The sequence below is a fragment of the Klebsiella sp. M041 genome (assembly GCF_059759695.1).
The window spans coordinates 58203-79992 of record NZ_JCAXWU010000010.1 but is presented as its reverse complement, the minus strand read 5'-3'; the positions used below and the strand labels follow the sequence as shown (position 1 = coordinate 79992).

The 21790-nt window shown below is 58.3% G+C and carries 22 protein-coding genes; 9 read left to right on the top strand and 13 right to left on the bottom strand.

The window, feature by feature from the left end; genetic code table 11:
• Positions 1-26 precede the first annotated feature (26 nt).
• Positions 27-821 carry a 23S rRNA (guanine(745)-N(1))-methyltransferase gene (gene rlmA / locus AC6CWS_RS14770; protein WP_065881180.1) on the top strand — a complete coding sequence of 265 codons (795 nt, stop codon included), beginning with the start codon at positions 27-29 and terminating at the stop codon, positions 819-821.
• Positions 822-824: 3 nt separating this feature from the next.
• Here rlmA and mntP read toward each other — a convergent pair whose 3' ends face one another.
• The 5 genes from mntP to manX all read right to left on the bottom strand — a co-directional run bounded on the left by mntP (position 825) and on the right by manX (position 5024).
• Entirely contained in the window at positions 825-1391 is a 567-nt protein-coding gene (gene mntP, locus AC6CWS_RS14765) for a manganese efflux pump MntP (RefSeq protein WP_023290219.1), read from the bottom strand.
• A gap of 419 nt (positions 1392-1810) precedes the next feature.
• Complete coding sequence (locus tag AC6CWS_RS14760; RefSeq protein ID WP_065881182.1) at positions 1811-2269, bottom strand: DUF986 family protein; 459 nt, start codon at positions 2267-2269, stop codon at positions 1811-1813.
• Between the two features lie 62 nt (positions 2270-2331).
• A complete protein-coding gene (locus tag AC6CWS_RS14755; protein WP_004145526.1) occupies positions 2332-3183 on the bottom strand; it encodes a PTS mannose transporter subunit IID in 852 nt (283 codons plus the stop codon).
• Between the two features lie 12 nt (positions 3184-3195).
• A complete protein-coding gene (locus tag AC6CWS_RS14750) occupies positions 3196-3996 on the bottom strand; it encodes a PTS mannose/fructose/sorbose transporter subunit IIC (RefSeq protein ID WP_004203359.1) in 801 nt (266 codons plus the stop codon).
• 56 nt (positions 3997-4052) lie between these two features.
• Entirely contained in the window at positions 4053-5024 is a 972-nt protein-coding gene (gene manX / locus AC6CWS_RS14745) for a PTS mannose transporter subunit IIAB (RefSeq protein WP_004203357.1), read from the bottom strand.
• A 446-nt stretch (positions 5025-5470) separates the two neighbouring features.
• On the opposite strand from manX, the gene yoaE reads away from it, so the two are divergent.
• Complete coding sequence (gene yoaE / locus AC6CWS_RS14740) at positions 5471-7030, top strand: CNNM family cation transport protein YoaE (RefSeq protein ID WP_023290217.1); 1560 nt, start codon at positions 5471-5473, stop codon at positions 7028-7030.
• A gap of 36 nt (positions 7031-7066) precedes the next feature.
• Here the strand turns inward: yoaE and pdeD are convergent, their stop codons facing one another.
• The 4 genes from pdeD to pabB form a co-directional block, all read right to left on the bottom strand.
• Entirely contained in the window at positions 7067-8623 is a 1557-nt protein-coding gene (gene pdeD, locus AC6CWS_RS14735; protein ID WP_065881185.1) for a cyclic di-3',5'-guanosine monophosphate phosphodiesterase PdeD, read from the bottom strand.
• 189 nt (positions 8624-8812) lie between these two features.
• On the bottom strand, positions 8813-10177 hold the full coding sequence (sdaA, locus tag AC6CWS_RS14730; RefSeq protein WP_004203344.1) for an L-serine ammonia-lyase: 1365 nt from the start codon (positions 10175-10177) through the stop codon (positions 8813-8815).
• A gap of 162 nt (positions 10178-10339) precedes the next feature.
• The gene (locus AC6CWS_RS14725; RefSeq protein WP_023290215.1) at positions 10340-10918 is read right to left on the bottom strand and encodes a CoA pyrophosphatase; all 579 of its coding nucleotides are present in this window, start codon (positions 10916-10918) and stop codon (positions 10340-10342) included.
• Positions 10919-10921: 3 nt separating this feature from the next.
• On the bottom strand, positions 10922-12277 hold the full coding sequence (pabB, locus tag AC6CWS_RS14720) for an aminodeoxychorismate synthase component 1 (RefSeq protein WP_065812662.1): 1356 nt from the start codon (positions 12275-12277) through the stop codon (positions 10922-10924).
• 88 nt (positions 12278-12365) lie between these two features.
• Between pabB and AC6CWS_RS14715 the strand changes: the two genes are divergently transcribed.
• Entirely contained in the window at positions 12366-12551 is a 186-nt protein-coding gene (locus AC6CWS_RS14715) for a YoaH family protein (RefSeq protein WP_004203339.1), read from the top strand.
• Here AC6CWS_RS14715 and AC6CWS_RS14710 read toward each other — a convergent pair whose 3' ends face one another.
• On the bottom strand, positions 12552-12896 hold the full coding sequence (locus tag AC6CWS_RS14710; protein WP_002910910.1) for a RidA family protein: 345 nt from the start codon (positions 12894-12896) through the stop codon (positions 12552-12554).
• A gap of 131 nt (positions 12897-13027) precedes the next feature.
• Between AC6CWS_RS14710 and yoaA the strand changes: the two genes are divergently transcribed.
• From yoaA to rnd, 5 genes are all read left to right on the top strand, one after another.
• Positions 13028-14938 carry a DNA repair helicase YoaA gene (yoaA, locus tag AC6CWS_RS14705; protein WP_065881188.1) on the top strand — a complete coding sequence of 637 codons (1911 nt, stop codon included), beginning with the start codon at positions 13028-13030 and terminating at the stop codon, positions 14936-14938.
• A gap of 145 nt (positions 14939-15083) precedes the next feature.
• On the top strand, positions 15084-15779 hold the full coding sequence (gene tsaB, locus AC6CWS_RS14700; RefSeq protein WP_140599510.1) for a tRNA (adenosine(37)-N6)-threonylcarbamoyltransferase complex dimerization subunit type 1 TsaB: 696 nt from the start codon (positions 15084-15086) through the stop codon (positions 15777-15779).
• Positions 15780-15817: 38 nt separating this feature from the next.
• A complete protein-coding gene (locus AC6CWS_RS14695; protein ID WP_032453356.1) occupies positions 15818-16399 on the top strand; it encodes a Slp family lipoprotein in 582 nt (193 codons plus the stop codon).
• A 205-nt stretch (positions 16400-16604) separates the two neighbouring features.
• Positions 16605-18290 (top strand): long-chain-fatty-acid--CoA ligase FadD, encoded by a 1686-nt coding sequence (gene fadD, locus AC6CWS_RS14690; RefSeq protein WP_085551111.1) that lies wholly within the window; start codon positions 16605-16607, stop codon positions 18288-18290.
• Between the two features lie 81 nt (positions 18291-18371).
• Positions 18372-19487, top strand: a complete 1116-nt coding sequence (gene rnd, locus AC6CWS_RS14685; RefSeq protein ID WP_023290210.1) for a ribonuclease D — start codon at positions 18372-18374, stop codon at positions 19485-19487.
• Positions 19488-19564: 77 nt separating this feature from the next.
• On the opposite strand, the gene minE is transcribed toward rnd, so the two are convergent.
• From minE to minC, 3 genes are read right to left on the bottom strand one after another with little or no spacing between them, the layout of a single operon-like run.
• Positions 19565-19834 carry a cell division topological specificity factor MinE gene (gene minE, locus AC6CWS_RS14680; RefSeq protein WP_004103270.1) on the bottom strand — a complete coding sequence of 90 codons (270 nt, stop codon included), beginning with the start codon at positions 19832-19834 and terminating at the stop codon, positions 19565-19567.
• Positions 19835-19837: 3 nt separating this feature from the next.
• Positions 19838-20650 carry a septum site-determining protein MinD gene (gene minD, locus AC6CWS_RS14675; RefSeq protein ID WP_002910900.1) on the bottom strand — a complete coding sequence of 271 codons (813 nt, stop codon included), beginning with the start codon at positions 20648-20650 and terminating at the stop codon, positions 19838-19840.
• A gap of 23 nt (positions 20651-20673) precedes the next feature.
• Positions 20674-21372 carry a septum site-determining protein MinC gene (minC, locus tag AC6CWS_RS14670; protein WP_023290209.1) on the bottom strand — a complete coding sequence of 233 codons (699 nt, stop codon included), beginning with the start codon at positions 21370-21372 and terminating at the stop codon, positions 20674-20676.
• Between the two features lie 126 nt (positions 21373-21498).
• Between minC and AC6CWS_RS14665 the strand changes: the two genes are divergently transcribed.
• Positions 21499-21780, top strand: coding sequence for a YcgL domain-containing protein (locus AC6CWS_RS14665; protein ID WP_004203320.1), 282 nt, complete (start codon positions 21499-21501; stop codon positions 21778-21780).
• The last annotated feature ends 10 nt before the right edge of the window (positions 21781-21790 follow it).

The window sequence follows — 21790 nt, the reverse complement described above, 5'->3', positions numbered from 1 at the left end:
GCCCTTTCAGCGACACCGGAGCCGTCATGTCATACAGTTGCCCCCTTTGCCACGCGCCGCTCAGCCGTAGCGACAATCACTATTCCTGCCCGCAGCGGCACCAGTTCGATCTGGCGAAAGAGGGGTACGTCAATCTGCTACCGGTGCAGTTCAAACGGTCGCGCGATCCCGGCGACAGCGCTGAGATGATGCAGGCCCGCCGGGCGTTCCTCGACGCCGGGCATTATCAGCCGCTGCGGGACGCTATCGCTGAGCGACTGCGGCACGCTGCCCCTCAGGCATTACTGGATATCGGCTGCGGCGAAGGCTATTACACCCACGCATTTGCCGCCATCGCCAGCCGCAGCTGGGGGCTGGACGTGTCGAAGTCGGCAATCCGCGCGGCGGCGAAACGCTATCCGCAGGTGAATTTTTGCGTCGCCTCCAGCCAGCGGCTGCCATTCTCCGATAACAGCTTCGATGCGGTGGTGCGCATTTACGCCCCCTGCAACGCCGGTGAGCTGGCGCGGGTGGTGCGGCCCGGCGGATGGGTGATCACTGCCACGCCGGGCCCTCGCCATCTGCTGGAGCTGAAAGGGCTGATTTACGATGAGATCCGCCTGCATGAGCTGAAGACGGAAGCGATGCCGGGGTTCCGCCTGGATGCTCAGCAGCAGCTGGCTTATCCGATGACCCTGACGGGAAGTGAAGCGCAGGCCCTGCTGCAGATGACGCCGTTCGCGTGGCGGGCCAAAGCCGAAGTGCATGACGCGCTGCGTCAGCAGGCGACCTTTGGCTGCCAGACCGATTTTATGATCCATTGCTGGCAGCGTGAGGAGTAAAGCTTAACCGGCGAAATGGCTCCAGAGAATTTCGCTGCCGATGCCAATCAGTACGATACCGCCGAGAATTTCGGCCCGCTTGCCCAGCAGCGGGCCGATAAAGCGACCCACCATGATCCCCAGCGTCGACATGATAAAGGTGGCGCAGCCGATCGCCAGCGCGGTGGTCACAATGCTGACCTGCAGGAAGGCCAGACCGACGCCGACGGCCATCGCGTCAAGGCTGGTGGCGAAGGCGGTGGTGACCAGCAGCCAGAAGCCATGCCGGCGAGGCGCCTCGCACGCCTCGTCGCTATCGCCGCGAAGCCCTTCGACAATCATCCGCCCGCCGAGAAACACCAGCAGAATAAAAGCAATCCAGTGATTCCACTCGAGCACAAACTGGCTGGCCAGCATGCCCAGTCCCCAGCCGACCAGCGGCGTCAGGGTTTCAATGGCGCCAAAAATCAGCCCGGTGCGTACAGCTTCTGAGAATTTGGGTTTATGCAGGGTGGCGCCTTTGCCGATAGAGGCCGCGAAGGCGTCCATAGACATGCCGAAAGCGAGAAGAAGGGTTGCGGATAAATTCATGTGCCTGTCCTGACCGGGGATAATCCATATGACACATCGCTGCCCCCAGTAAATATACGCGGAGCCGCTCAATGGCTGAGCAATACGTACAGCAGTGATGTATCTATGGTCTCGCCTGATTGAATCACTTCAACCCGTACGTGCCACGTTTTGCAACGAGTATGTTGACACGTACATTTCCTGACGGGCAGGAAATCGGCTACTCCCCAACGACGGGCGCAACCTTAACATATTTTTAGAATATAAAACAATAACTGAAGAGGGCTATTTTAATAACCAAATGATAACGATTTTCATTTGAATTTATAAGTAAATAAATAGTTAATGAAAAACAGAAGGGCAGAGGGGGAAATATAGCCATGGCTATATAATTCCCCAGACGAAATCTGAAAAAACATAGCGTTGGCTATATTTTTAACTCATTGAGTTGAAACGAGAAGTTTGTATATTTTCTCCAGATCGTCGATATTTCGTACGCGAATCAGCAGCCGCCGTTGCTCTAATTGCATCACCAGTACGCCGTCTTCGGATAAATTTATCTCTTTAATTCGCTGATATTCTATCCACACGTTGGCGAAGAAAAAGCCGCGTGGTTTAAAAATGATTTTCGGCGTACGGATCCAGAATAAATAGAGTCCCATCAGCGCCAGCGCAGATAATAGCCAGGTGGTGATCGCGGTGCCGTGCTGGGTGATGTTGTTATAGATCAGAATGGCGATGAGGCCGACAAAGATCATGCCGTCAACGCGGCTGCGGCGAAGCAGGGGGATGGCCAGCAGCACCGGGCCGTTGCGCCTCGGCATAATAAACTGGTCATACACCGCGTAGGCCAGTAGCGCAAGGATAAACAGGATGATCACCAGGTCCGTGAATGTCATTGCTTTGCGTTCCTCCTGATAAAAAAAAGCCGGGGGCAAGCCCCCGGCGTACAACCTGGAAATTACAGACCCAGCAGACCGACAGCGTAGCCCGCGATACCGATGACAAAGAAGCCAACGATGATCCACAGCGGGTTAACTTTCTTACGCAGCAGCCACATACAGGCGAAGGTCAACAGCAGCGGTACCAGGCCCGGCATCAGCTGGTCGAGGATCGTCTGCACCGTGGTGACGTGAACCTGTCCGTCAGAGCCGGTGATTTTTGACACCACCATCGGAATGTTCACGTGCGTCCACTTGTTAACCAGCGCCCCCATGACAAACAGGCCGAGGATTGACGCCCCCTCAGTCAGTTTCTGCAGGAAGCCGCCGCCCATATCTTTCACGATGTCTACGCCTTTGCGGTAACCGTAGGCGACGCCATAGTAGCGGGTCAGTAGTCGCACCGCGTTGAACAGGATAAAGAACAGCAGTGGTCCGAGCAGGCTTCCGCTCATCGCGATCCCGGCGCCTAAGGCCGCGAACACCGGACGCACCGTACCCCAGAAGATCGGGTCGCCGACGCCGGCCAGCGGCCCCATCAGACCGACTTTGATGCCGTTGATGGCGCCATCGTCAATCTCTGCGCCATTGGCGCGCTGCTCTTCCATCGCCAGCGTTACGCCCAGTACCGGCGCGGCAACGTAAGGATGGGTATTGAAGAACTCAAGGTGACGCTTAATCGCCTGCTTACGCGCATCGTTGTTCTCCGGGTAGAGACGACGAATCGCCGGAACCATAGAGAAGCAGAAGCCCAGCGCCTGCATACGTTCGAAGTTCCATGAACCCTGGAACAGGTTAGAACGAATGAACACGCCACGAATATCACTCTGAGTGAGTTTTTTCTCGGTGGTATTTTTAGTCATATCAACCATTTCGCTCACCTGTTAGTCCAGTTCGTTATCGAGATCGTTGTTACCAGCCGCCTGAGCCGGGGCACCGGCGACGCGGTTATATTTCGGGCTCAGCTGGATGTAGAGGATTGCCATGACCGCGCCAATCACGCCCAGGGCCACCAGGTTGAAGTTGGTGAAGGCGGCGGTGACGAAGCCGAGGTAGAAGAACGGCATCAGGTAGCCAGCGCGCATCATATTGATGACCATCGCGTAACCCACAACCACGATCATGCCGCCGGCGATGTTCAGGCCGCTGGTAACCACTTCAGGAATCGCATTCAGCAGGCCCTGGACTTCGCTGGTACCGACGGAAATGGCCACGATGACGGCCGGGATAGCGATACGCATCGCCTGCAGGAACAGGGATGAGACGTGCAGCCACGACAGGGCGGTCAGGTTGCCATTCTCCGCCGCTTTATCCGCTGCGTGCTGGAAGGCTACGGTGATGGTACGCACGATGATGGTCAGCACCTGGCCTGCAGCCGCCAGCGGGATAGCCAGCGCGATGCCGGCGCCGATGCTCTGATGGCCGGCAATAACCAGAACGGTGGAAATAATGGACGCCAGCGCGGCATCAGGGGCAACCGCCGCACCGATGTTCATCCAGCCCAGGGCGATCATTTCCAGCGTACCGCCGATGATAATACCGGTTTTCATATCGCCGAGAACGGCGCCGATCAGCGTACAGGCGACCAGAGGACGGTGGAACTGAAATTCATCAAGCACCGACTCCATACCCGCAATACACGCGACGATGAACACCAGCACAATCTGAAGAAGGGTAATCTCCATTGTACTTCTCCTGTTGATTAAGTCTTAAAGTGAAAACTGGGGCGCGATCGTCCGGGTTATTTATCAACCTTGGCGATCAGATCCATCATTTTCAGTTTCGGGTCGGTGGACACTTTACGTGCCTCCAGCTCGATACCGCGTGCGTTCAGCTTGTTAAACGCCTCAATATCTTTGGCATCGACCGAAATCGCGTTGTTAACCTGGGTTTTGCCCTGGCGGAACGCCATACCGCCGATGTTGACGCTGGTGATTTTCACGCCGCCCTCGACGACGCGCTCAACGTCGGTCGGGTTAGTAAACAGCAGCATCACGCGCTGTCCGGCGTACATCGGGTTGTTGTAGACGCGGATCATTTTGGCGACGTCCACCACGTGAGCGGTGACGCCCGGCGGCGCAACCTGGGTCAACAGGGTTTTGCGCACGGTATCCGCGGCGACTTCGTCGCTGACGACGATGATGCGGGTGACGTTGGTCTCTTTGGTCCAGCGGGTGGCGACCTGACCATGGATCAGGCGGTCGTCGATACGCGCAAGGCCAATGACCATGTAGTCATTCGGGCCCATCGGTTTGGCCGGGGCGGCGGCTTTTGGCGCCGCGGCAGGAGCGGGCGCAGGGGCCGCTTTTTCCACCGGTTTGGCCTTCAGCGCTTTCACGCCTTCGCTGCCGGTCTCTACCGCTAAGGCGACCAGCTCATCAAAGGAAGGATCGTCATCGCGGGCCATGAAGGTTTCCACCAGCATCGGGATGTTGACGCCGGCGATAACTTCGTAGTGCTCTTTATCGACGACAATGCGGCTCGCAGCGTTGAACGGGCTGCCTCCCCATGTATCGACGAGAAACAGCACGCCTTTACTGGTATCCAGTTTTGCCAACTGGGCATTGTATTTCTCGATCAGCGTTTCGGCGTTTTCACCCGGAACGAAATCGATCCAGCCAACGTTTTCCTGCTCGCCCAACAGCATCTCTGCTGTTTTCAGCAGCTGTTCTGCAGCCCAACCATGTGTGCCTATTACAATAGCAATCGTCACTTGCTACCTCCTTTATTATCGTGAATGCATCATCTGCTTTGATACATCCTGAATCACTCTTGAGGACAAAATCGATTCAGTTAGGGTGTAAGATAGAAAATAGTTACTACCGCGAATTATTTTAGACAGTGAAAAAATAATTAATGTGATGAAGATCCGTTAATCAGGCATCGCCTGGTAATAATTTTGCAGCGCAAAAAATAGCCTTAGTTATTGCAAATTCAGGTAAATCTTTTCCAATTTCGATCTATATTTTGCTATGTTTAACTTCCGTTTAATTACTCAGGAGTATAGGGCATAGCCCGCAGTATGGACCGTCATCGACGTCTTTTCACTTTCTGGCACCTGGTTGCCACCTCCACGCATCACGCTTATCTCTCAGCATCTATTGTCGCGTCCGTGCATGACATGGCGATGACTGACGTTGCCGCTAACCGGAGTCGCACATGGAATTGTTAATGGATCCCTCAATCTGGGCCGGCCTGTTGACGCTTATCGTTCTGGAAATTGTGCTCGGTATCGATAACCTGGTGTTTATTGCCATCCTGGCGGACAAGCTGCCGCCGAAGCAGCGTGATAAAGCGCGACTGATCGGCCTGTCGCTGGCGCTGGTGATGCGCCTGGGGCTGCTGTCGGTGATCTCCTGGATGGTGACGCTGACTAAGCCGCTGATTACTATCGCCGATTTCTCCTTTTCCGGGCGTGACCTCATCATGCTGCTCGGCGGGATCTTCTTGCTGTTCAAGGCGACAACCGAGCTGCATGAACGGCTGGAAAACCGCCAGCATGACGCCGGTCACGGGAAAGGCTATGCCAGTTTCTGGGTGGTGGTACTGCAGATCGTGGTGCTGGATGCTGTCTTCTCTCTGGATGCGGTGATCACCGCGGTCGGGATGGTGAACCATCTGCCGGTGATGATGGCGGCGGTCGTGATCGCGATGATTATGATGCTGCTGGCGTCGAAGCCGTTGACGCGCTTTGTCAACCAGCACCCGACGGTGGTGGTGCTCTGTCTGAGCTTCCTGTTGATGATCGGCCTGAGCCTGGTGGCGGAAGGGTTTGGCTTCCATATTCCGAAAGGGTACCTGTACGCGGCGATCGGTTTCTCGATCATCATTGAGTTCTTTAACCAGGTGGCGCGCCGCAACTTTGTTCGTCACCAGTCGACGCTGCCGCTGCGCGCCCGTACCGCGGATGCGATCCTGCGCCTGATGGGCGGCCGTAAACAGGCCTCCGTCAACCATGACGCCGACAGCCCGGCGTCGGTGCCGGTACCGGAGGGCGCCTTTGCGGAAGAAGAGCGCTACATGATTAACGGCGTGCTGACGCTGGCTCAGCGCTCTCTGCGCAGCATCATGACCCCGCGCGGGGAAATCAGCTGGGTGGACGCTGAGCAGAGTGAAGATGAAATTCGCCGTCAGCTGCTTTCGTCGCCGCACAGTCTGTTCCCGGTCTGCCGCGGAGAACTGGACGAAATCATTGGCATCGTGCGGGCGAAAGAGATGCTGGTGGCCCTGGAGTCGGGCGAAAACGTCGCGGCGCTGGCCTCCGCCTCTCCGGCGATTGTGGTGCCTGAAACGCTGGACCCGATCAATCTGCTCGGCGTCCTGCGTCGCGCGCGCGGCAGTTTCGTCATCGTGACCAATGAATTTGGCGTGGTACAGGGGCTGGTGACGCCGCTGGATGTCCTGGAAGCGATCGCCGGTGAATTCCCGGACGCCGATGAGACGCCGGAGATCGTTATCGATGGCGACGGCTGGCTTATTAAGGGGTCGACCGACCTGCATGCGCTGCAGCAGGCGCTGGGGCTGGATCCGCTGATCAATGACGATGAGGATATTGCCACCGTTGCCGGTCTGGTGATCTCCGCCAATGGCCATATCCCGCGCATTGGCGACGTGGTGTCGCTGCCGCCGCTGCATTTCACCGTGGTGGAAGCGAATGACTACCGGGTCGATCTGGTACGCGCGGTGGTCACCCGTCCGCCGAGCGACGAAGAAGAGTAATCGTCCTGCGCGCCGGTCCCCGTGGGGGCCGGCGAGTTATTCTGTTGCCTCTTGACTGGCCAGCCACGCCGGGAACGCCTCCACCGGCATCGGCCGCGCATAATAAAACCCCTGCAGCACATCGACGCCGTGGTTTCTGAGGTAGCTTTCCTGCTCCAGCGTCTCCACCCCTTCGGCAACGGTAATAATATTCAGCCGGTTGGCTAGGGAGATAATGATATCGGTCACCGTGGCATTGACGCTGTCTATCCCCACCGAGCTGGTAAACGAGCGGTCAATCTTCAGCACGTCCGGGCGCAGTTTTTCCAGCCATGAGAGCGAACTGTTGCCGGTGCCAAAGTCATCGATCGCCAGCTGTACGCCTTTCAGGTGCAGATCTTCGGCCATATGCTGGTCGCCATCCTGCAGGACATCGCGTTCGGTCAGCTCGACCACCAACTGCTGTACCGGGTTCATGCTGAACCAGTAATTATGCAGGTCATGCAGCAGTAAGCCGTTGGCGAAGTGGCGGGCAGCGACGTTAATGGCGATATGAAATTGGCGGTCGCTGGGAAAAACATCCAGACGGCGGGCGGTTTCGGCAATGACGTAGCGGGTGAGGGGGATGATCAGATTGTCCCCTTCGGCGATGGGAATAAACACCTCCGGCGAAATCGCTCCGCGGCGAGGGTTGTTCCAGCGCAGCAGGATCTCCACCCCGCAGCAGCGGCCGCTGCGCGCATCCTGCAGCGGCTGGCACCAGAGGGCAAACTCCCGGGCGGAAATACCGAGGCTTATCTCCCGCGAGAAGCTCATTCTTCCGGCGGTGGCCAGCCAGGCGATGCCGGTCATTAGCAGGCTGAAGATCAGCGCCAGCGGCAGCTCGCCGGGCAGTTCTTCGAGGGCGATTGTCGAGGCGCCAGGGCCGTTGATGTTGATGGTAAACGGAAACTCGCCAGAGCGTAGGCGATAAATCACCGTTCCCTGCGGGGTATGCGTTTTATCGAGAAGCCCATCGCGGCTGCTAAAATAACGATCGCCAACCTGCAGGCTGACGTCGCTTATCAGGGATGATTTTTCGTTGAGAATTAAGGTCCCCAGCAGCTCGATATTGACAATCAACATCACGCCGTCCTGGCCGCTTTCCGGGGTGGGGTACCACTGGATCAATACCGGCGTCCCTTTAAGCAGCGATTTTTCGGTTGAAAAGAGTAATAAGGGATGGGGGGCTGGCAGCGAGGGCTGCAGCTGGTGTAAATCCGCCTGCCGTGGCCCGAAAATACTCGAACAGTAAACGATACCGTCCGTCACGAGGACGACGGAACGAACGGTCTGCAACGAGGCTGCCATTTTGCGCAGGGTCAGATGGATATCCGGGCAGCGTTTGCCCACCAGAGGAAGCAGGGTGGTGCGCTCCGCGCTCAGCGGGCGCAGGATGTTATTCAGCGCCGCCACCCGCTGGCTGGCGGCCGTGCGGATATAGTCTTCATTTTCGCTACGCTGCGAAATAAATCGAATGGCTAAGGTGGCGCCCAGGGTCACCAGGGCGACCAGCAGGCAGACTATAATGCGTTTGCGGCGATAGGCCGTAATGACTTTTTGTGCAGTCTGCATGTGCGACACCCTGTCGACAGGACGAGAGGTTAAGCGTGGCTTATTTAATAGAGCAATTGTAGTGGCAGAATATCGCCAGGTATAGAAAAAAGAAAATGCGCCACGGAGGGCGCATCAGGAAGGCAGGGGCTTTTAGTTACCCTCGCTCCGCGCCTGCGCCCCGGGAGGCGGCAGGCGAAAGCCAACATGTTAGTCACACTGAACTTTAATCGCCAGGCCGCCTCGCGAGGTTTCGCGGTACTTGGCGTTCATGTCTTTGCCGGTTTCGTACATGGTCTCGATCACTTTATCGAGCGAGACGCGCGGTTCGCTGGTGCGGCGCATCGCCATCCGCGCGGCGTTGATCGCTTTCACGGAGGCGATGGCGTTACGTTCTATGCACGGCACCTGTACCTGGCCGGCGACCGGGTCGCAGGTCAGGCCGAGGTTGTGTTCCATACCGATCTCCGCCGCCACGCAGACCTGCTCCGGGCTGGCGCCGAGCAGTTCAGCCAGACCCGCCGCCGCCATCGAGCAGGCGACGCCCACTTCGCCCTGACAGCCGACTTCGGCGCCGGAAATGGAGGCATTCATCTTGTACAGCGCGCCGATCGCACCGCAGGCCATAAAGTAGCGGATATAGATCTCCGGGCTGACGGATTCGATAAAGTGATCGTAATAGGCGAGTACCGCCGGAACGATGCCGCAGGCGCCGTTGGTCGGCGCGGTCACCACGCGACCGCCGGCGGCGTTCTCTTCATTGACCGCCAGCGCGAACATGTTGACCCAGTCAACGACGTTCATCGGATCGCTGGAGAGCTTATCGCTGGCCACCAGCAGACGACGCAGCGCCGAGGCGCGACGCGGCACGCGCAGCGGGCCAGGCAGCACGCCTTCGGTGTTCATGCCGCGGTCGATACAGGCGCGCATGGTCTGCCAGACATTAGCGAAATAGTCCTCGATCTCTTTTTTGCTGTGCAGCGCCAGCTCGTTCTGCATCACCATCCCGGAGAGCGACAGGCCGGTCTCTTTGCAGTAGGCCAGCATTTCCTGCGCCGATTTAAACGGGTAGGGCACCTGTAGTTCGTTGGCGTTTTCTTTGCCGAAGTGCTCTTCGTCGACGATAAAGCCGCCGCCAATCGAGTAATAGGTCTTGCAGTAGATCTCTTTCTCGCCGGCCCAGGCATGAATGGTCATGCCGTTTTCGTGCAGCGGCAGATTGTCGCTGCGAAAACGCATGCCGTCATCCGCCGGGAAGTCGACTTCGTGCTGACCGTTGGCCAGCAGCAGACGGCCGCGTGTCTCGACGTCACGGATAAATGCCGGTATCGCGTCTATATCGACCGTATCGGGCTGATTGCCCGCCAGTCCCATGATAATGGCGATGTCCGTATGGTGGCCTTTGCCGGTTAATGACAGCGAACCGTAGACGTCAACCGCCACGCGGGTCACTGCATTAAGCAATCCTTTTTCGACCAGGTCATCGACGAACTGTTTACCGGCCTTCATCGGGCCAACAGTGTGGGAAGATGAGGGACCAATCCCCACCTTGAACATGTCGAATAGACTAATCACGATAATACTCCTGACAGGGTTACCGCGGGTGCGGTAACGATGTAATAACTGCGCATAGTGTAAGAGGGAAGCGCCCTGTCAGTTCAACTATTCACATGAATTAAACTAATGGATAACCGCGATTTTACTAATAGTGAGAGCGCCCTCTCATAATCAGTATAGCTAAGGGCGCGCGCCTATTTGCAGCGCCAGCTCGCGAATGATCCCGGCGGTCATCCCCCAGACAAAATAATGCTGGTACCAGGAGAGCCAGACGCGGTGGTCGTTGCCCCGGCGGTGGATATCGAGCGGATGATAGCGCCCGAGACGCAGGGCCTCGGCGAGCGGCATTTCAAATACCGCGGAGACTTCGTCCTGGCTGGCGTGATAGTGCAGATCCGGCGGAATAATACCCACCACCGGCGTCACCTGGAAGCCGGTGACGCTGTCCACCGGCGGCAGAACGCCAATCACCTCAACCGTCTCCGGCGGGATCGCCACCTCTTCCTGGGCTTCGCGCAGAGCGGCGGCGATAAGGGTCGCATCGGTATTATCTACCGCCCCGCCGGGAAAGGCGACCTGGCCGGCGTGCTTGCGCAGCAGCGGCGAGCGCTGGGTCAGCAGCAGGCCAGGCTGCGGCCGGCGCACGATCGGCACCAGTACCGCCGCCTGCCGCTGATTGAGCGCATGGCGCGAAGGCTGAGGGCGCAGCAGCTGGAAGCGGGACAGAAAATCATCCAGATTGAGGGCGTGGTCCGCCATGGTCTAGTTCTCCAGTTGGTGCAGAATACGATTAACTTTATCAAAAGTTTCCTGATATTCCGCATCTTCCTCGCTGTCCGCGACGATACCGCCCCCGGCGGAGCAATACAGTTGCCCCTGCCAGGCCGTCAGGGTGCGAATGGTGATGCTGGTATCCATATTGCCGCAATAGCTCAGATAGCCGACGCTCCCGCACCAGGCGTTGCGTCGCTGGGGTTCCAGTTCATCAATAATCTCCATCGCCCGTACCTTCGGCGCGCCGGTGATCGACCCTCCGGGGAAGGCGGCGCGCAGCAGATCGCTGGCATGAAGCGTCGCCGGCAGGCGGGCGGTGATGGTGCTGACCAGATGATGGACCGCCGGGAACGGCTCCACCACGAACAGCTCGGGGACCCGCACGCTGCCCGGGACGGCGACGCGGCCGATATCGTTGCGCATCAGGTCGACAATCATTAAATTCTCAGCGCGGTCTTTCGGCGAGTTAGCCAGCTTCTCCGCCTGCTGCGCATCCGCCAGCGGCGAATCGAGCCGCGGCAGGGTGCCCTTAATCGGGCGCGTCTGGATCTCACCCTGGCGGAGCTGAATAAATCGCTCCGGCGACAGGCTTAAAATTGCCCCTTCCGCAAGGCGGATGAAGGCGCTAAAGGGGGCGCGGTTGGCGGCGTTCAGCCGGCGGAAGGCCAGCCATTCATCCCCGACGTAGCGGGCCTGAAAACGCTGGGCGAGGTTGACCTGATAGCAGTCACCGCTGCGCAGATAGGCCTGCACCTGACGAAATTTCTCGCCGTACTGCTGGCGGCTCATATTTGACTGCCAGGCCGAGGTCAGGGCGAAGGTTTCACCCGGCGCCGGCGTTTGCGCCTCCAGCCACTGCAGACGCTGCTGCGGGTCGTCATAGCTGAGCAGCGACACCTGCTGGCGCTGATGGTCGACGATCAGCGCCCAGTCATAAATCCCCACCGCCATATCCGGCAGCGCGATATCGGCCTGCGCGGCAGCGGGAAGTCGCTCAAAACGGCGGCCCAGATCGTAACCGAAAAGCCCCAGAGCGCCGCCAAGAAACGGCAGATCCTCATGGGGCTGCGGCGTGAACGGCTGACGATCCAGCTGCTGCTGAAGCAGTTGCAGCGGATCGTCAGCCGAGACACAAACGGTCTCGCCGTCATCGATCCAGGTCTGTTCACCGCGCGTCAGCAACGTGGCGCGCGGGGCCGCCACCAGGATATCAAAACGGTTATGCGGATGGTCGGCAAAGCCGGAATGCAGCAGCATCGCCCAGGGCGTGGCGCTTAACGGCGTAAAATAGTATTCGGCGGCATCCGGGCGCCAGGGCAGGGTAATAATCGCGGGGGACAACATCTTTCTCGATCCTGAACGTTACCGTCCCTCTGGCGTAGGCGGGGACGGCGTGAAATAATTACGCCCCACAATGTAGCAGGAGTACAAGATGTTTGCAGGTTTACCTTCGCTGAGCCACGAGCAACAGCAAAAAGCGGTCGAACGTATCCAGGAACTGATGGCCCAGGGGATGAGCAGCGGCCAGGCGATTGCCCTGGTGGCGGAAGAGCTACGCGCGACGCATACCGGCGAACGGATCGTCGCGCGCTTTGAAGATGAAGACGAAGACGAGTAATTACACCGCGGCGATGATTTTGATCTCAACTTTATATTGCGGGTTCATCAGCGTCGCTTCCACCGTGCAGCGCACCGGGGCGTGACCGGCTACCACCCAGGCGTCCCAGGCTTTATTCATCGCCGCAAAGTCGCTTTTGTCGGCAAGGAAAATAGTGGCGTCAAGAATACGCGACTTGTCGCTGCCCTGTTTTTCCAGCACCGCGTCAATCTGCGCCAGGGTGTTGGCAGTCTGCTCGAAGGCATCGGCATCAAGATTCGCTGGTACGCCGGTGTAGTAAAGGGTCTGATTGTGGATCACCACATCTGACCAGCGGGCTTCGGCATCAATACGCGTAATTGTCATTTCTCATTCCTCTTTGAGCATTCCATTCGGCAGCGGCAAGACTGCCATAATGTTCCGCTCGCGTCACTACCCGGACTGGCGAAACGCCGTCCTCCCTGACATAATCACTGTCCAAATAACCAGGGGGCAATGTGATCGACGATTTTGCAGCAGACGGCCAGCTAGCCAAAGCCATACCGGGATTTAAACCGCGCGAGCCGCAGCGCCAGATGGCGGTGGCGGTCAGCGAAGCGATTGAGGCCTCCCGGCCGCTGGTGGTGGAAGCGGGGACCGGAACCGGTAAAACCTACGCTTACCTGGCGCCGGCGCTGCGGGCGAAAAAAAAGGTGATTATCTCCACCGGGTCGAAAGCGCTGCAGGATCAGCTCTACAGCCGCGATCTGCCCACCGTCGCCAAAGCGCTCAAATTCACCGGCAAACTGGCGCTGCTAAAAGGGCGCTCCAACTACCTGTGCCTCGAACGCCTGGAACAGCAGGCGCTGGCGGGCGGCGATCTGCCGGTGCAAACCCTCAGCGACGTGATCCTCCTGCGCTCCTGGTCGAACCAAACCCAGGATGGCGATATCAGCACCTGCGCCAGCGTGGCGGAAGATTCCCAGGCCTGGCCGCTGGTCACCAGCACCAACGATAACTGCCTCGGCAGCGACTGCCCGCTGTATAAAGATTGCTTCGTGGTGAAGGCGCGTAAAAAAGCGATGGACGCCGACGTGGTGGTGGTCAACCATCATCTGTTTCTTGCCGATATGGTGGTCAAAGAGAGCGGCTTTGCCGAACTGATCCCCGAGGCGGAGGTGATGATCTTCGACGAAGCCCATCAGCTGCCGGATATCGCCAGCCAGTACTTTGGCCAGTCGCTCTCCAGCCGCCAGCTGCTGGATCTGGCGAAAGACATCACCATTGCCTACCGCACCGAACTGAAAGACACCCAGCAGCTGCAAAAATGCGCCGACCGCCTGGCGCAAAGCGCCCAGGATTTTCGCCTGCAGCTGGGGGACTCGGGCTACCGCGGCAACCTGCGCGAGCTGCTGGCGGACAGCCACATTCAGCGGGCGCTGCTGCTGCTCGATGATGCTCTTGAACTGTGTTACGACGTCGCCAAACTTTCGCTGGGGCGCTCGGCGCTGCTCGACGCCGCCTTTGAGCGCGCCACGCTTTATCGCGGGCGTCTGAAGCGGCTGAAAGAGATCAATCAGCCGGGCTACAGCTACTGGTATGAGTGCACCTCGCGCCACTTTACCCTTGCGCTGACGCCGTTGACCGTGGCCGAGAAGTTTAAAGAGGTGATGGCGCAGAAGTCGGGAAGCTGGATCTTTACCTCGGCGACGCTGTCGGTAAATGACGATCTACACCACTTCACCGCCCGGCTGGGGATCGACGAGGCGCAGACTCTGCTGCTGCCTAGCCCCTTTGACTATCAGCATCAGGCGCTGCTCTGCGTACCGCGTAATCTACCGCTGCCGAACCAGCCCGGCGCGGCGCGCCATCTGGCGGCCATGCTTAAACCGCTGATCGAGGCTAACGACGGTCGCTGCTTTATGCTGTGTACTTCGCACGCCATGATGCGCGATCTGGCGGAGCAGTTCCGCGCCACCATGACCCTGCCGGTGCTGCTGCAGGGGGAGACCAGTAAAGGCCAGCTGCTGCAGCAGTTCGTCAACGCCGGCAACGCCCTGCTGGTGGCCACCAGCAGCTTCTGGGAAGGGGTCGATGTGCGCGGAGACGCGCTGTCGCTGGTGATCATCGATAAGCTGCCGTTTACCTCGCCGGACGACCCGCTGCTGAAAGCGCGGATGGAAGATTGCCGGCTACGCGGCGGCGATCCGTTCGATGAAGTGCAGCTCCCGGACGCGGTGATCACCCTCAAGCAGGGGGTGGGCCGGCTGATCCGCGATATCGACGACCGTGGGGTGCTGGTTATCTGTGACAATCGGCTGGTGATGCGCCCTTACGGCGCGGTGTTCCTGGCCAGCCTGCCGCCCGCGCCGCGGACCCGCGATATCCGCCGGGCGGTGCGCTTCCTCGCCGTGCCGCCGGCAAGGTAATCCGCCCTAAAATGTGTTAAGCTGCGCGCCATTTTGTTAATTAGCGGTTCCCACTAGACTTCGGGCGGTGTGGCGACGGATTGACCGTCTGCCGGTAAACAGGCTGCCTGAAGGCCTGAACTATGTAACGAGAGCGTGACCACCCATGCGAATTTTGGCTATCGATACCGCCACAGAGGCCTGCTCCGCGGCGCTGTGGAATGATGGCACCCTTAGTGCTCATTTCGAAATTTGTCCCCGCGAACACACCCAACGTATCCTGCCGCTGGTGCAGGAGGTGCTCACCGACAGCGGCACCACCCTGACCGAGCTGGACGCGCTGGCCTTTGGCCGCGGCCCGGGCAGCTTTACCGGCGTGCGTATCGGCATCGGTATCGCCCAGGGGCTGGCGCTCGGCGCGGAGCTGCCGATGATCGGCGTTTCCACGCTGGCCACCATGGCGCAGGGCGCCTGGCGCAAAACCGGCGCCACCCGCGTGCTGGCGGCGATTGACGCCAGGATGGGTGAAGTCTACTGGGCTGAGTACCAGCGCGACGAGCAGGACGTCTGGCACGGCGAAGAGACGGAAGCGGTGCTCAAACCGGACGCGGTGGCCGAACGGCTGGCGCAGCTTTCCGGCGAATGGGCCACCGTCGGCACCGGCTGGCAGGCGTGGCCGGATCTGGCGAAAGAGAGCGGACTGACCTTAAGCAGTGGCGAAATTGAACTGCCGGCGGCAGAGGATATGCTGCCGTTAGCCTGTTATCTGCTGGCGGCAGGGAAAACCGTGGCCGTGGAGAAAGCGGAGCCGGTTTATTTGCGTAACGAGGTGGCGTGGAAGAAACTTCCGGGCCGCGAGTGAATCTCAGTAACAAGAAGACTGAGAAAAGGAGTCGCATCATGGCGGGTCAAAAACAGGGCGTTCGCTGGCTGCTGGCCGCAGCGGTTGCCGTTGCGCTGAGCGGCTGCGTATCGGTGCCGGATGCCATCAAAGGCACCAGCCCCACGCCGCAGCAGGATTTGGTGCGGGTGATGAACGCCCCGCAGCTGTACGTTGGTCAGGAAGCGCGCTTTGGCGGCAAGGTGGTCAACGTGCAGAACCAGCAGGGTAAAACCCGCTTAGAAATCGCTACCGTGCCGCTGGACAGCGGTGCGCGGCCGGAACTGGGCGAACCCTCGCGCGGGCGAATCTTTGCCGATGTTAACGGCTTCCTCGATCCGGTGGACTTCCGGGGTCAGCTGGTGACCGTGGTCGGGCCGATTGCCGGGGTGGTCGATGGCAAAGTGGGTAGCACGCCCTACAAATTTATGCTGATGAACGCCACCGGCTACAAACGCTGGAACGTGGTGCAGCAGGTGGTGATGCCCCCGCAGCCCATCGACCCGTGGATGCTGGGTCCCCGCCCCTGGGGGTACGGCTATGGCGGATGGGGATGGTACAACCCCGGCCCTGCTGAGGTAAGAAACGTTGTAACTGAATGATTTTGTTGTTTTTGTTAGTTCAAAGAAACAGCGGCCAGTCCGCTGTTTCTTTGTTTTCAGTCGAATAAGAAAAAAAATAGTGACGCGCTTCGCAACCTGCTCATTGCCTAATTAATAAACTGGTACGCTGAGTTAATATAATGTTAACAAAATGTATTTCCCAGGGGCTGTGATGACGACGAATAACTATTTCAGAGGTGATGCAGTGAAAAAGGTTTGGCTAAACCGTTATCCCGCAGATGTTCCGGCGGAGATAAATCCTGACCGCTATCAATCCCTGGTTGAACTGTTTGAACATGCCACCACCCGCTACGCCGACCAACCGGCGTTTATCAATATGGGTGAAGTGATGACCTACCGTAAGCTGGAAGAGCGCAGTCGCGCCTTCGCCGCTTACCTTCAGGAGGGCTTAGGGTTACAGAAGGGCGATCGGGTGGCCCTGATGATGCCTAACCTGCTGCAGTATCCGGTGGCCCTGTTTGGCATCCTGCGCGCCGGGATGATCGTGGTCAACGTCAACCCCTTATATACCCCGCGTGAACTGGAGCATCAGCTCAACGACAGCGGCGCGGCGGCGATCGTCATCGTCTCCAACTTTGCCCATACCCTGGAAAAAGTGGTGGCGAAGACCCAGGTGAAACACGTGATCCTGACGCGCATGGGCGATCAGCTCTCCACCGCCAAAGGCACGCTGGTGAACTTTGTGGTCAAGTACATCAAGCGCCTGGTGCCGAAGTACCATCTGCCGGATGCCATCTCGTTTCGCAGCGCGCTGCAGCACGGCTATCGCATGCAGTACGTGAAGCCGGAGATCGTTGCGGAAGATCTGGCGTTTCTGCAGTACACCGGGGGCACTACCGGGGTGGCTAAAGGGGCGATGCTGACCCATCGCAACATGCTGGCCAACCTCGAGCAGGTCAATGCCACCTACGGCCCGCTGCTGCATCGCGGCAAAGAGTTCGTGGTGACCGCGCTGCCGCTGTATCACATTTTCGCCCTCACCATGAACTGCCTGCTGTTTATCGAGCTGGGCGGGCAGAATCTGCTGATCACCAACCCGCGCGACATACCCGGACTGGTGAAGGAGCTGGCGAAATATCCCTTTACCGCCATGACCGGGGTCAATACCCTGTTCAACGCCTTGCTGAACAACAAAGAGTTCCAGCAGCTTGATTTCTCCTCGCTGCACCTCTCCGCCGGCGGCGGCATGCCGGTGCAGCAGGCGGTGGCTGAGCGCTGGGTGAAACTGACCGGGCAATATCTGCTTGAGGGCTACGGACTGACCGAGTGTTCGCCGCTGGTCAGCGTCAACCCCCACGATATCGACTACCACAGCGGCAGCATTGGTCTGCCGGTGCCTTCCACCGAAGCCAAACTGGTGGATGATGACGATAACGAAGTGGCGCCGGGCCAGCCTGGCGAACTCTGTATCAAGGGGCCGCAGGTGATGCTGGGCTACTGGCAGCGACCTGACGCGACGGATGAGATCATCAAGAACGGCTGGCTGCACACCGGGGATATCGCGGTGATGGATGAAGAGGGGTTCCTGCGCATCGTCGATCGGAAAAAAGATATGATCCTGGTGTCGGGTTTTAACGTCTATCCGAATGAAATCGAAGATGTGGTCATGCAGCACAGCGGCGTGCTGGAGGTGGCGGCCATCGGCGTGCCGTCCGGCAGCAGCGGCGAAGCGGTGAAGATCTTCGTGGTGAAGAAAGATGCCGCGTTAACCGAAGAAGCGCTGATTACGTTCTGCCGACGCCATTTGACCGGCTATAAAGTGCCGAAACTGGTGGAATTCCGTGACGAACTGCCGAAATCCAACGTCGGGAAAATTTTGCGGCGAGAACTGCGTGACGAAGCGCGCGCTAAAGTGGACAATAAAGGCTGAGTAACGAATGAGTCGCCAGACGCCGGCTACGCCGGCGTTTTTTATGGGCGCAAGTTAAGAGAGTATGCTTTGAACTATCAGATGATCACCACCGACGATGGCCTGCGCGCTGTCTGCGAAGCGGCAAGCGCGGCCTCCGCCGTCGCTCTGGATACGGAATTTGTCCGTACCCGCACCTATTACCCGCAGCTGGGCCTGCTGCAGCTGTTCGACGGCCACCAGGTCTCTCTGATCGATCCCTTGACGATTAACGACTGGGCGCCGATGCGCGACCTGCTGCTCAATCCGGATGTGACCAAATATCTGCATGCCGGCAGCGAAGATTTAGAAGTCTTCCTCAACGCGTTCAACCTGATGCCGCAGCCGCTGATCGACACCCAGATCCTGGCGGCCTTCTGCGGTCGGCCGATGTCCTGGGGCTTTGCCTCGATGGTGGAAGAGTATTCCGGGGTCGCGCTGGACAAAAGCGAATCCCGCACCGACTGGCTGGCGCGACCGCTGACCGAGCGTCAGTGTGAATACGCTGCGGCCGACGTCTGGTACCTGCTGCCGATCGCCAGCCAATTAATGGCGGAGACCGATCGCGCGGGCTGGCTATCGGCGGCACTGGACGAATGCCGCCTGATGCAGCAGCGCCGTCAGGAGGTGGTCGACCCGGCCGAGGCCTGGCGCGATATCGGCAACGCCTGGCAGCTGCGTACCCGCCAGCTGGGCTGCCTGCAGCTGCTGGCGGAGTGGCGTCTGCGCAAAGCGCGTGAACGCGACCTGGCGGTGAACTTTGTGGTGCGGGAAGAGCATCTGTGGAGCGTGGCGCGCTATATGCCCACCAGCCTCGGCGAGCTCGACAGCCTCGGGTTGTCCGGTAGCGAAATTCGCTTCCATGGCAAAACGCTGATCGGCCTGGTCGAGAAAGCCCAGGCGCTGCCGGAGTCGTCGCTGCCGGCGCCGCTGCAGAATCTGATCGACATGCCGGGCTACCGCAAAGCCTTTAAAGAGATTAAAGCGCTGGTGCAGGAAGTGAGCGCGGAGAAGGGCGTAAGCGCGGAGCTACTGGCGTCGCGTCGACAGATCAACCAGCTGCTGAACTGGCACTGGCAGCTGAAAACGCAGGCCGCTGAGCCTGAGCTGATTTCCGGTTGGCGTGGTGAGCTGATGGGCGAACGGCTGAAGAGGCTGTTAAACGACTATCCGCGCTAGCGGGCGGTCTGGTTCAGGGTATAAAAAAACCGGCGGCGCGTGGCGTAGCCGGTTTTTTTTCGGGATGGAACAGCAGGTCAGGGTTTCGACTCTTCCGTTTCGGGTAGGGTCACGTTCAGCTCAAGAATAGAAATATCACCGTCCCGTTGCTCCAGCTGCACGCTGACCATCTCCGGGTCGATCTGCACGTATTTACAGATCACTTCCAGGATATCTTTGCGCAACTGCGGCAGGTAATGCGGCTCCGCGTCCCCGCGGCGGCGCTCGGCGACGATGATTTGCAGGCGTTCTTTCGCAATATTAGCCGTGTTCTTTTTTCGCGAGAGAAAAAAGTCGAGTAAAGCCATAATTTATCCTCCGAACAGGCGTTTGAGGAATCCTTTCTTCTCTTCTTCAATGAAGCGGAAAGGGCGTTCTTCTCCGAGCAGACGTTCAACGGTATCGGCATAGGCTTTGCCTGCGTCCGACGCGGCATCGAGGATCACGGGCTCACCCTGGTTGGATGCGCGCAGGACTGACTGGTCTTCCGGGATCACGCCCACCAGGTTGATGCGCAGAATCTCCAGTACGTCTTCCATGCTCAGCATATCGCCTTTATTGACGCGGCCTGGATTGTAGCGGGTCAGCAGCAGGTGTTCTTTGATCGGCTCTTCGCCATTTTCCGCGCGGCGGGATTTGGAGGCGAGAATGCCAAGGATACGGTCGGAGTCGCGAACGGAGGAGACTTCCGGGTTGGTGGTGATAATGGCTTCATCAGCGAAATAGAGCGCCATCAGCGCACCGGTTTCAATGCCTGCCGGGGAATCACAGACGATGAAATCGAACTCCATCTTCTTCAGTTCTTCGAGAACTTTGTCGACGCCTTCGCGGGTCAGGGCGTCTTTATCCCGGGTCTGGGAAGCCGGGAGAATGTAGAGGTTTTCCGTGCGCTTATCTTTGATCAGCGCCTGGTTCAATGTGGCATCGCCCTGGATGACGTTGACGAAATCATAAACGACGCGACGTTCGCAGCCCATAATCAGGTCGAGGTTACGCAGGCCGATGTCGAAGTCGATAACGACGGTTTTCTTTCCCTTCTGGGCCAAACCTGTAGCGATGGCCGCGCTGGAGGTGGTCTTGCCAACGCCCCCTTTACCCGAAGTCACAACAATAATGCGTGCCATAGAAATTCCTTGTTAAAAAGGGATTAATTTAACGGTTGAATTGTCAAAGCGCTTTCGCCTAAACGCAGGCGTGCCGCTTTGCCATAAAATTCGGCCGGGATGTTATCGCTCAGCCAATATTCCCCGGCGATGGAGACCAGCTCCGCCGCAAGGTGGGTACAAAATATCTGGGCGTCTCTGTCGCCACCGGCGCCTGCCAATGCGCGTCCTCGCATCATGCCATATACATGGATATTGCCGTCAGCGATAAGTTCCGCGCCGGCACTCACATGATTTGTAACAATAAGATCACAGTGTGGCGCATAAATGCGCTGACCGGAACGTACCGGCTGGTCAATCAAACGCGTTTTTGTGATCTGGTTAGCAACTGGCGGCGGCGGGGCGGGTTCGGACGGTGCCGGACGAGGGGCTTTTTCTTTCCCTTCGGTTAATAACGGGATACCGGCGCGGTCGATTTCGGTTTTCAGGCGCGGGATTTTGCATCCGCTGACGCCCATAATACGTAAACCGGTCGCGGCGATAGCCTCGTTGACGGCGCGCCATTCGACGCTCTCCTCGACGCTGGCGATATTCACCACCACCGGAGCATGGCGTAAAAAGGCGGGAGCCTGGGCGATTTTGTCTTCTAACGCCTGACGAATAACCTCGGGATTTGCATCGTGCAAATGAACGACAGATAACGTGAAGCTACTGCCTTTAAGTTCGATTGGCGTATTTGACATCCTGGCCTTACTCAATTTGCTGTTTATCGACCGCCGAAGTGCGGTGATATTCCGAAGACTAAAAGGCATGTTATAGTCACTCATATATTGAGGCAAGTGACCACGGGTCTAATTCCGAGTAAAACTATGTTTTGTGTGATCTATCGAAGTACTAAACGTGAACAAACCTATTTATACGTCGAAAAAAAGGACGATTTCTCACGCGTTCCTGACGAGCTGATGCGCGGCTTCGGCACGCCGCAAATGGCGATGCTGCTGCCGCTGGATGGGCGCAAAAAACTGGTTAACGCCGACCTGGAAAAAGTGAAACAGGCGTTAAGCGAACAGGGCTATTACCTGCAACTACCTCCGCCGTCTGAAAATCTACTAAAGAAACACCTGGCGGAACAGGGGAAACAATCCGATTAACCCACGAGGG

Coding starts and splice junctions, on each gene's coding strand:
- rlmA (WP_065881180.1), top strand. CDS start 27: ATGTCATACAGTTGCCCCCTTTGCCACGCGCCGCTCAGCCGTAGCGAC.
- mntP (WP_023290219.1), bottom strand. CDS start 1,391: ATGAATTTATCCGCAACCCTTCTTCTCGCTTTCGGCATGTCTATGGAC.
- AC6CWS_RS14760 (WP_065881182.1), bottom strand. CDS start 2,269: ATGACATTCACGGACCTGGTGATCATCCTGTTTATCCTTGCGCTACTG.
- AC6CWS_RS14755 (WP_004145526.1), bottom strand. CDS start 3,183: ATGGTTGATATGACTAAAAATACCACCGAGAAAAAACTCACTCAGAGT.
- AC6CWS_RS14750 (WP_004203359.1), bottom strand. CDS start 3,996: ATGGAGATTACCCTTCTTCAGATTGTGCTGGTGTTCATCGTCGCGTGT.
- yoaE (WP_023290217.1), top strand. CDS start 5,471: ATGGAATTGTTAATGGATCCCTCAATCTGGGCCGGCCTGTTGACGCTT.
- pdeD (WP_065881185.1), bottom strand. CDS start 8,623: ATGCAGACTGCACAAAAAGTCATTACGGCCTATCGCCGCAAACGCATT.
- AC6CWS_RS14725 (WP_023290215.1), bottom strand. CDS start 10,918: ATGGCGGACCACGCCCTCAATCTGGATGATTTTCTGTCCCGCTTCCAG.
- pabB (WP_065812662.1), bottom strand. CDS start 12,277: ATGTTGTCCCCCGCGATTATTACCCTGCCCTGGCGCCCGGATGCCGCC.
- AC6CWS_RS14715 (WP_004203339.1), top strand. CDS start 12,366: ATGTTTGCAGGTTTACCTTCGCTGAGCCACGAGCAACAGCAAAAAGCG.
- AC6CWS_RS14710 (WP_002910910.1), bottom strand. CDS start 12,896: ATGACAATTACGCGTATTGATGCCGAAGCCCGCTGGTCAGATGTGGTG.
- tsaB (WP_140599510.1), top strand. CDS start 15,084: ATGCGAATTTTGGCTATCGATACCGCCACAGAGGCCTGCTCCGCGGCG.
- AC6CWS_RS14695 (WP_032453356.1), top strand. CDS start 15,818: ATGGCGGGTCAAAAACAGGGCGTTCGCTGGCTGCTGGCCGCAGCGGTT.
- rnd (WP_023290210.1), top strand. CDS start 18,372: ATGATCACCACCGACGATGGCCTGCGCGCTGTCTGCGAAGCGGCAAGC.
- minE (WP_004103270.1), bottom strand. CDS start 19,834: ATGGCTTTACTCGACTTTTTTCTCTCGCGAAAAAAGAACACGGCTAAT.
- minD (WP_002910900.1), bottom strand. CDS start 20,650: ATGGCACGCATTATTGTTGTGACTTCGGGTAAAGGGGGCGTTGGCAAG.
- minC (WP_023290209.1), bottom strand. CDS start 21,372: ATGTCAAATACGCCAATCGAACTTAAAGGCAGTAGCTTCACGTTATCT.
- AC6CWS_RS14665 (WP_004203320.1), top strand. CDS start 21,499: ATGTTTTGTGTGATCTATCGAAGTACTAAACGTGAACAAACCTATTTA.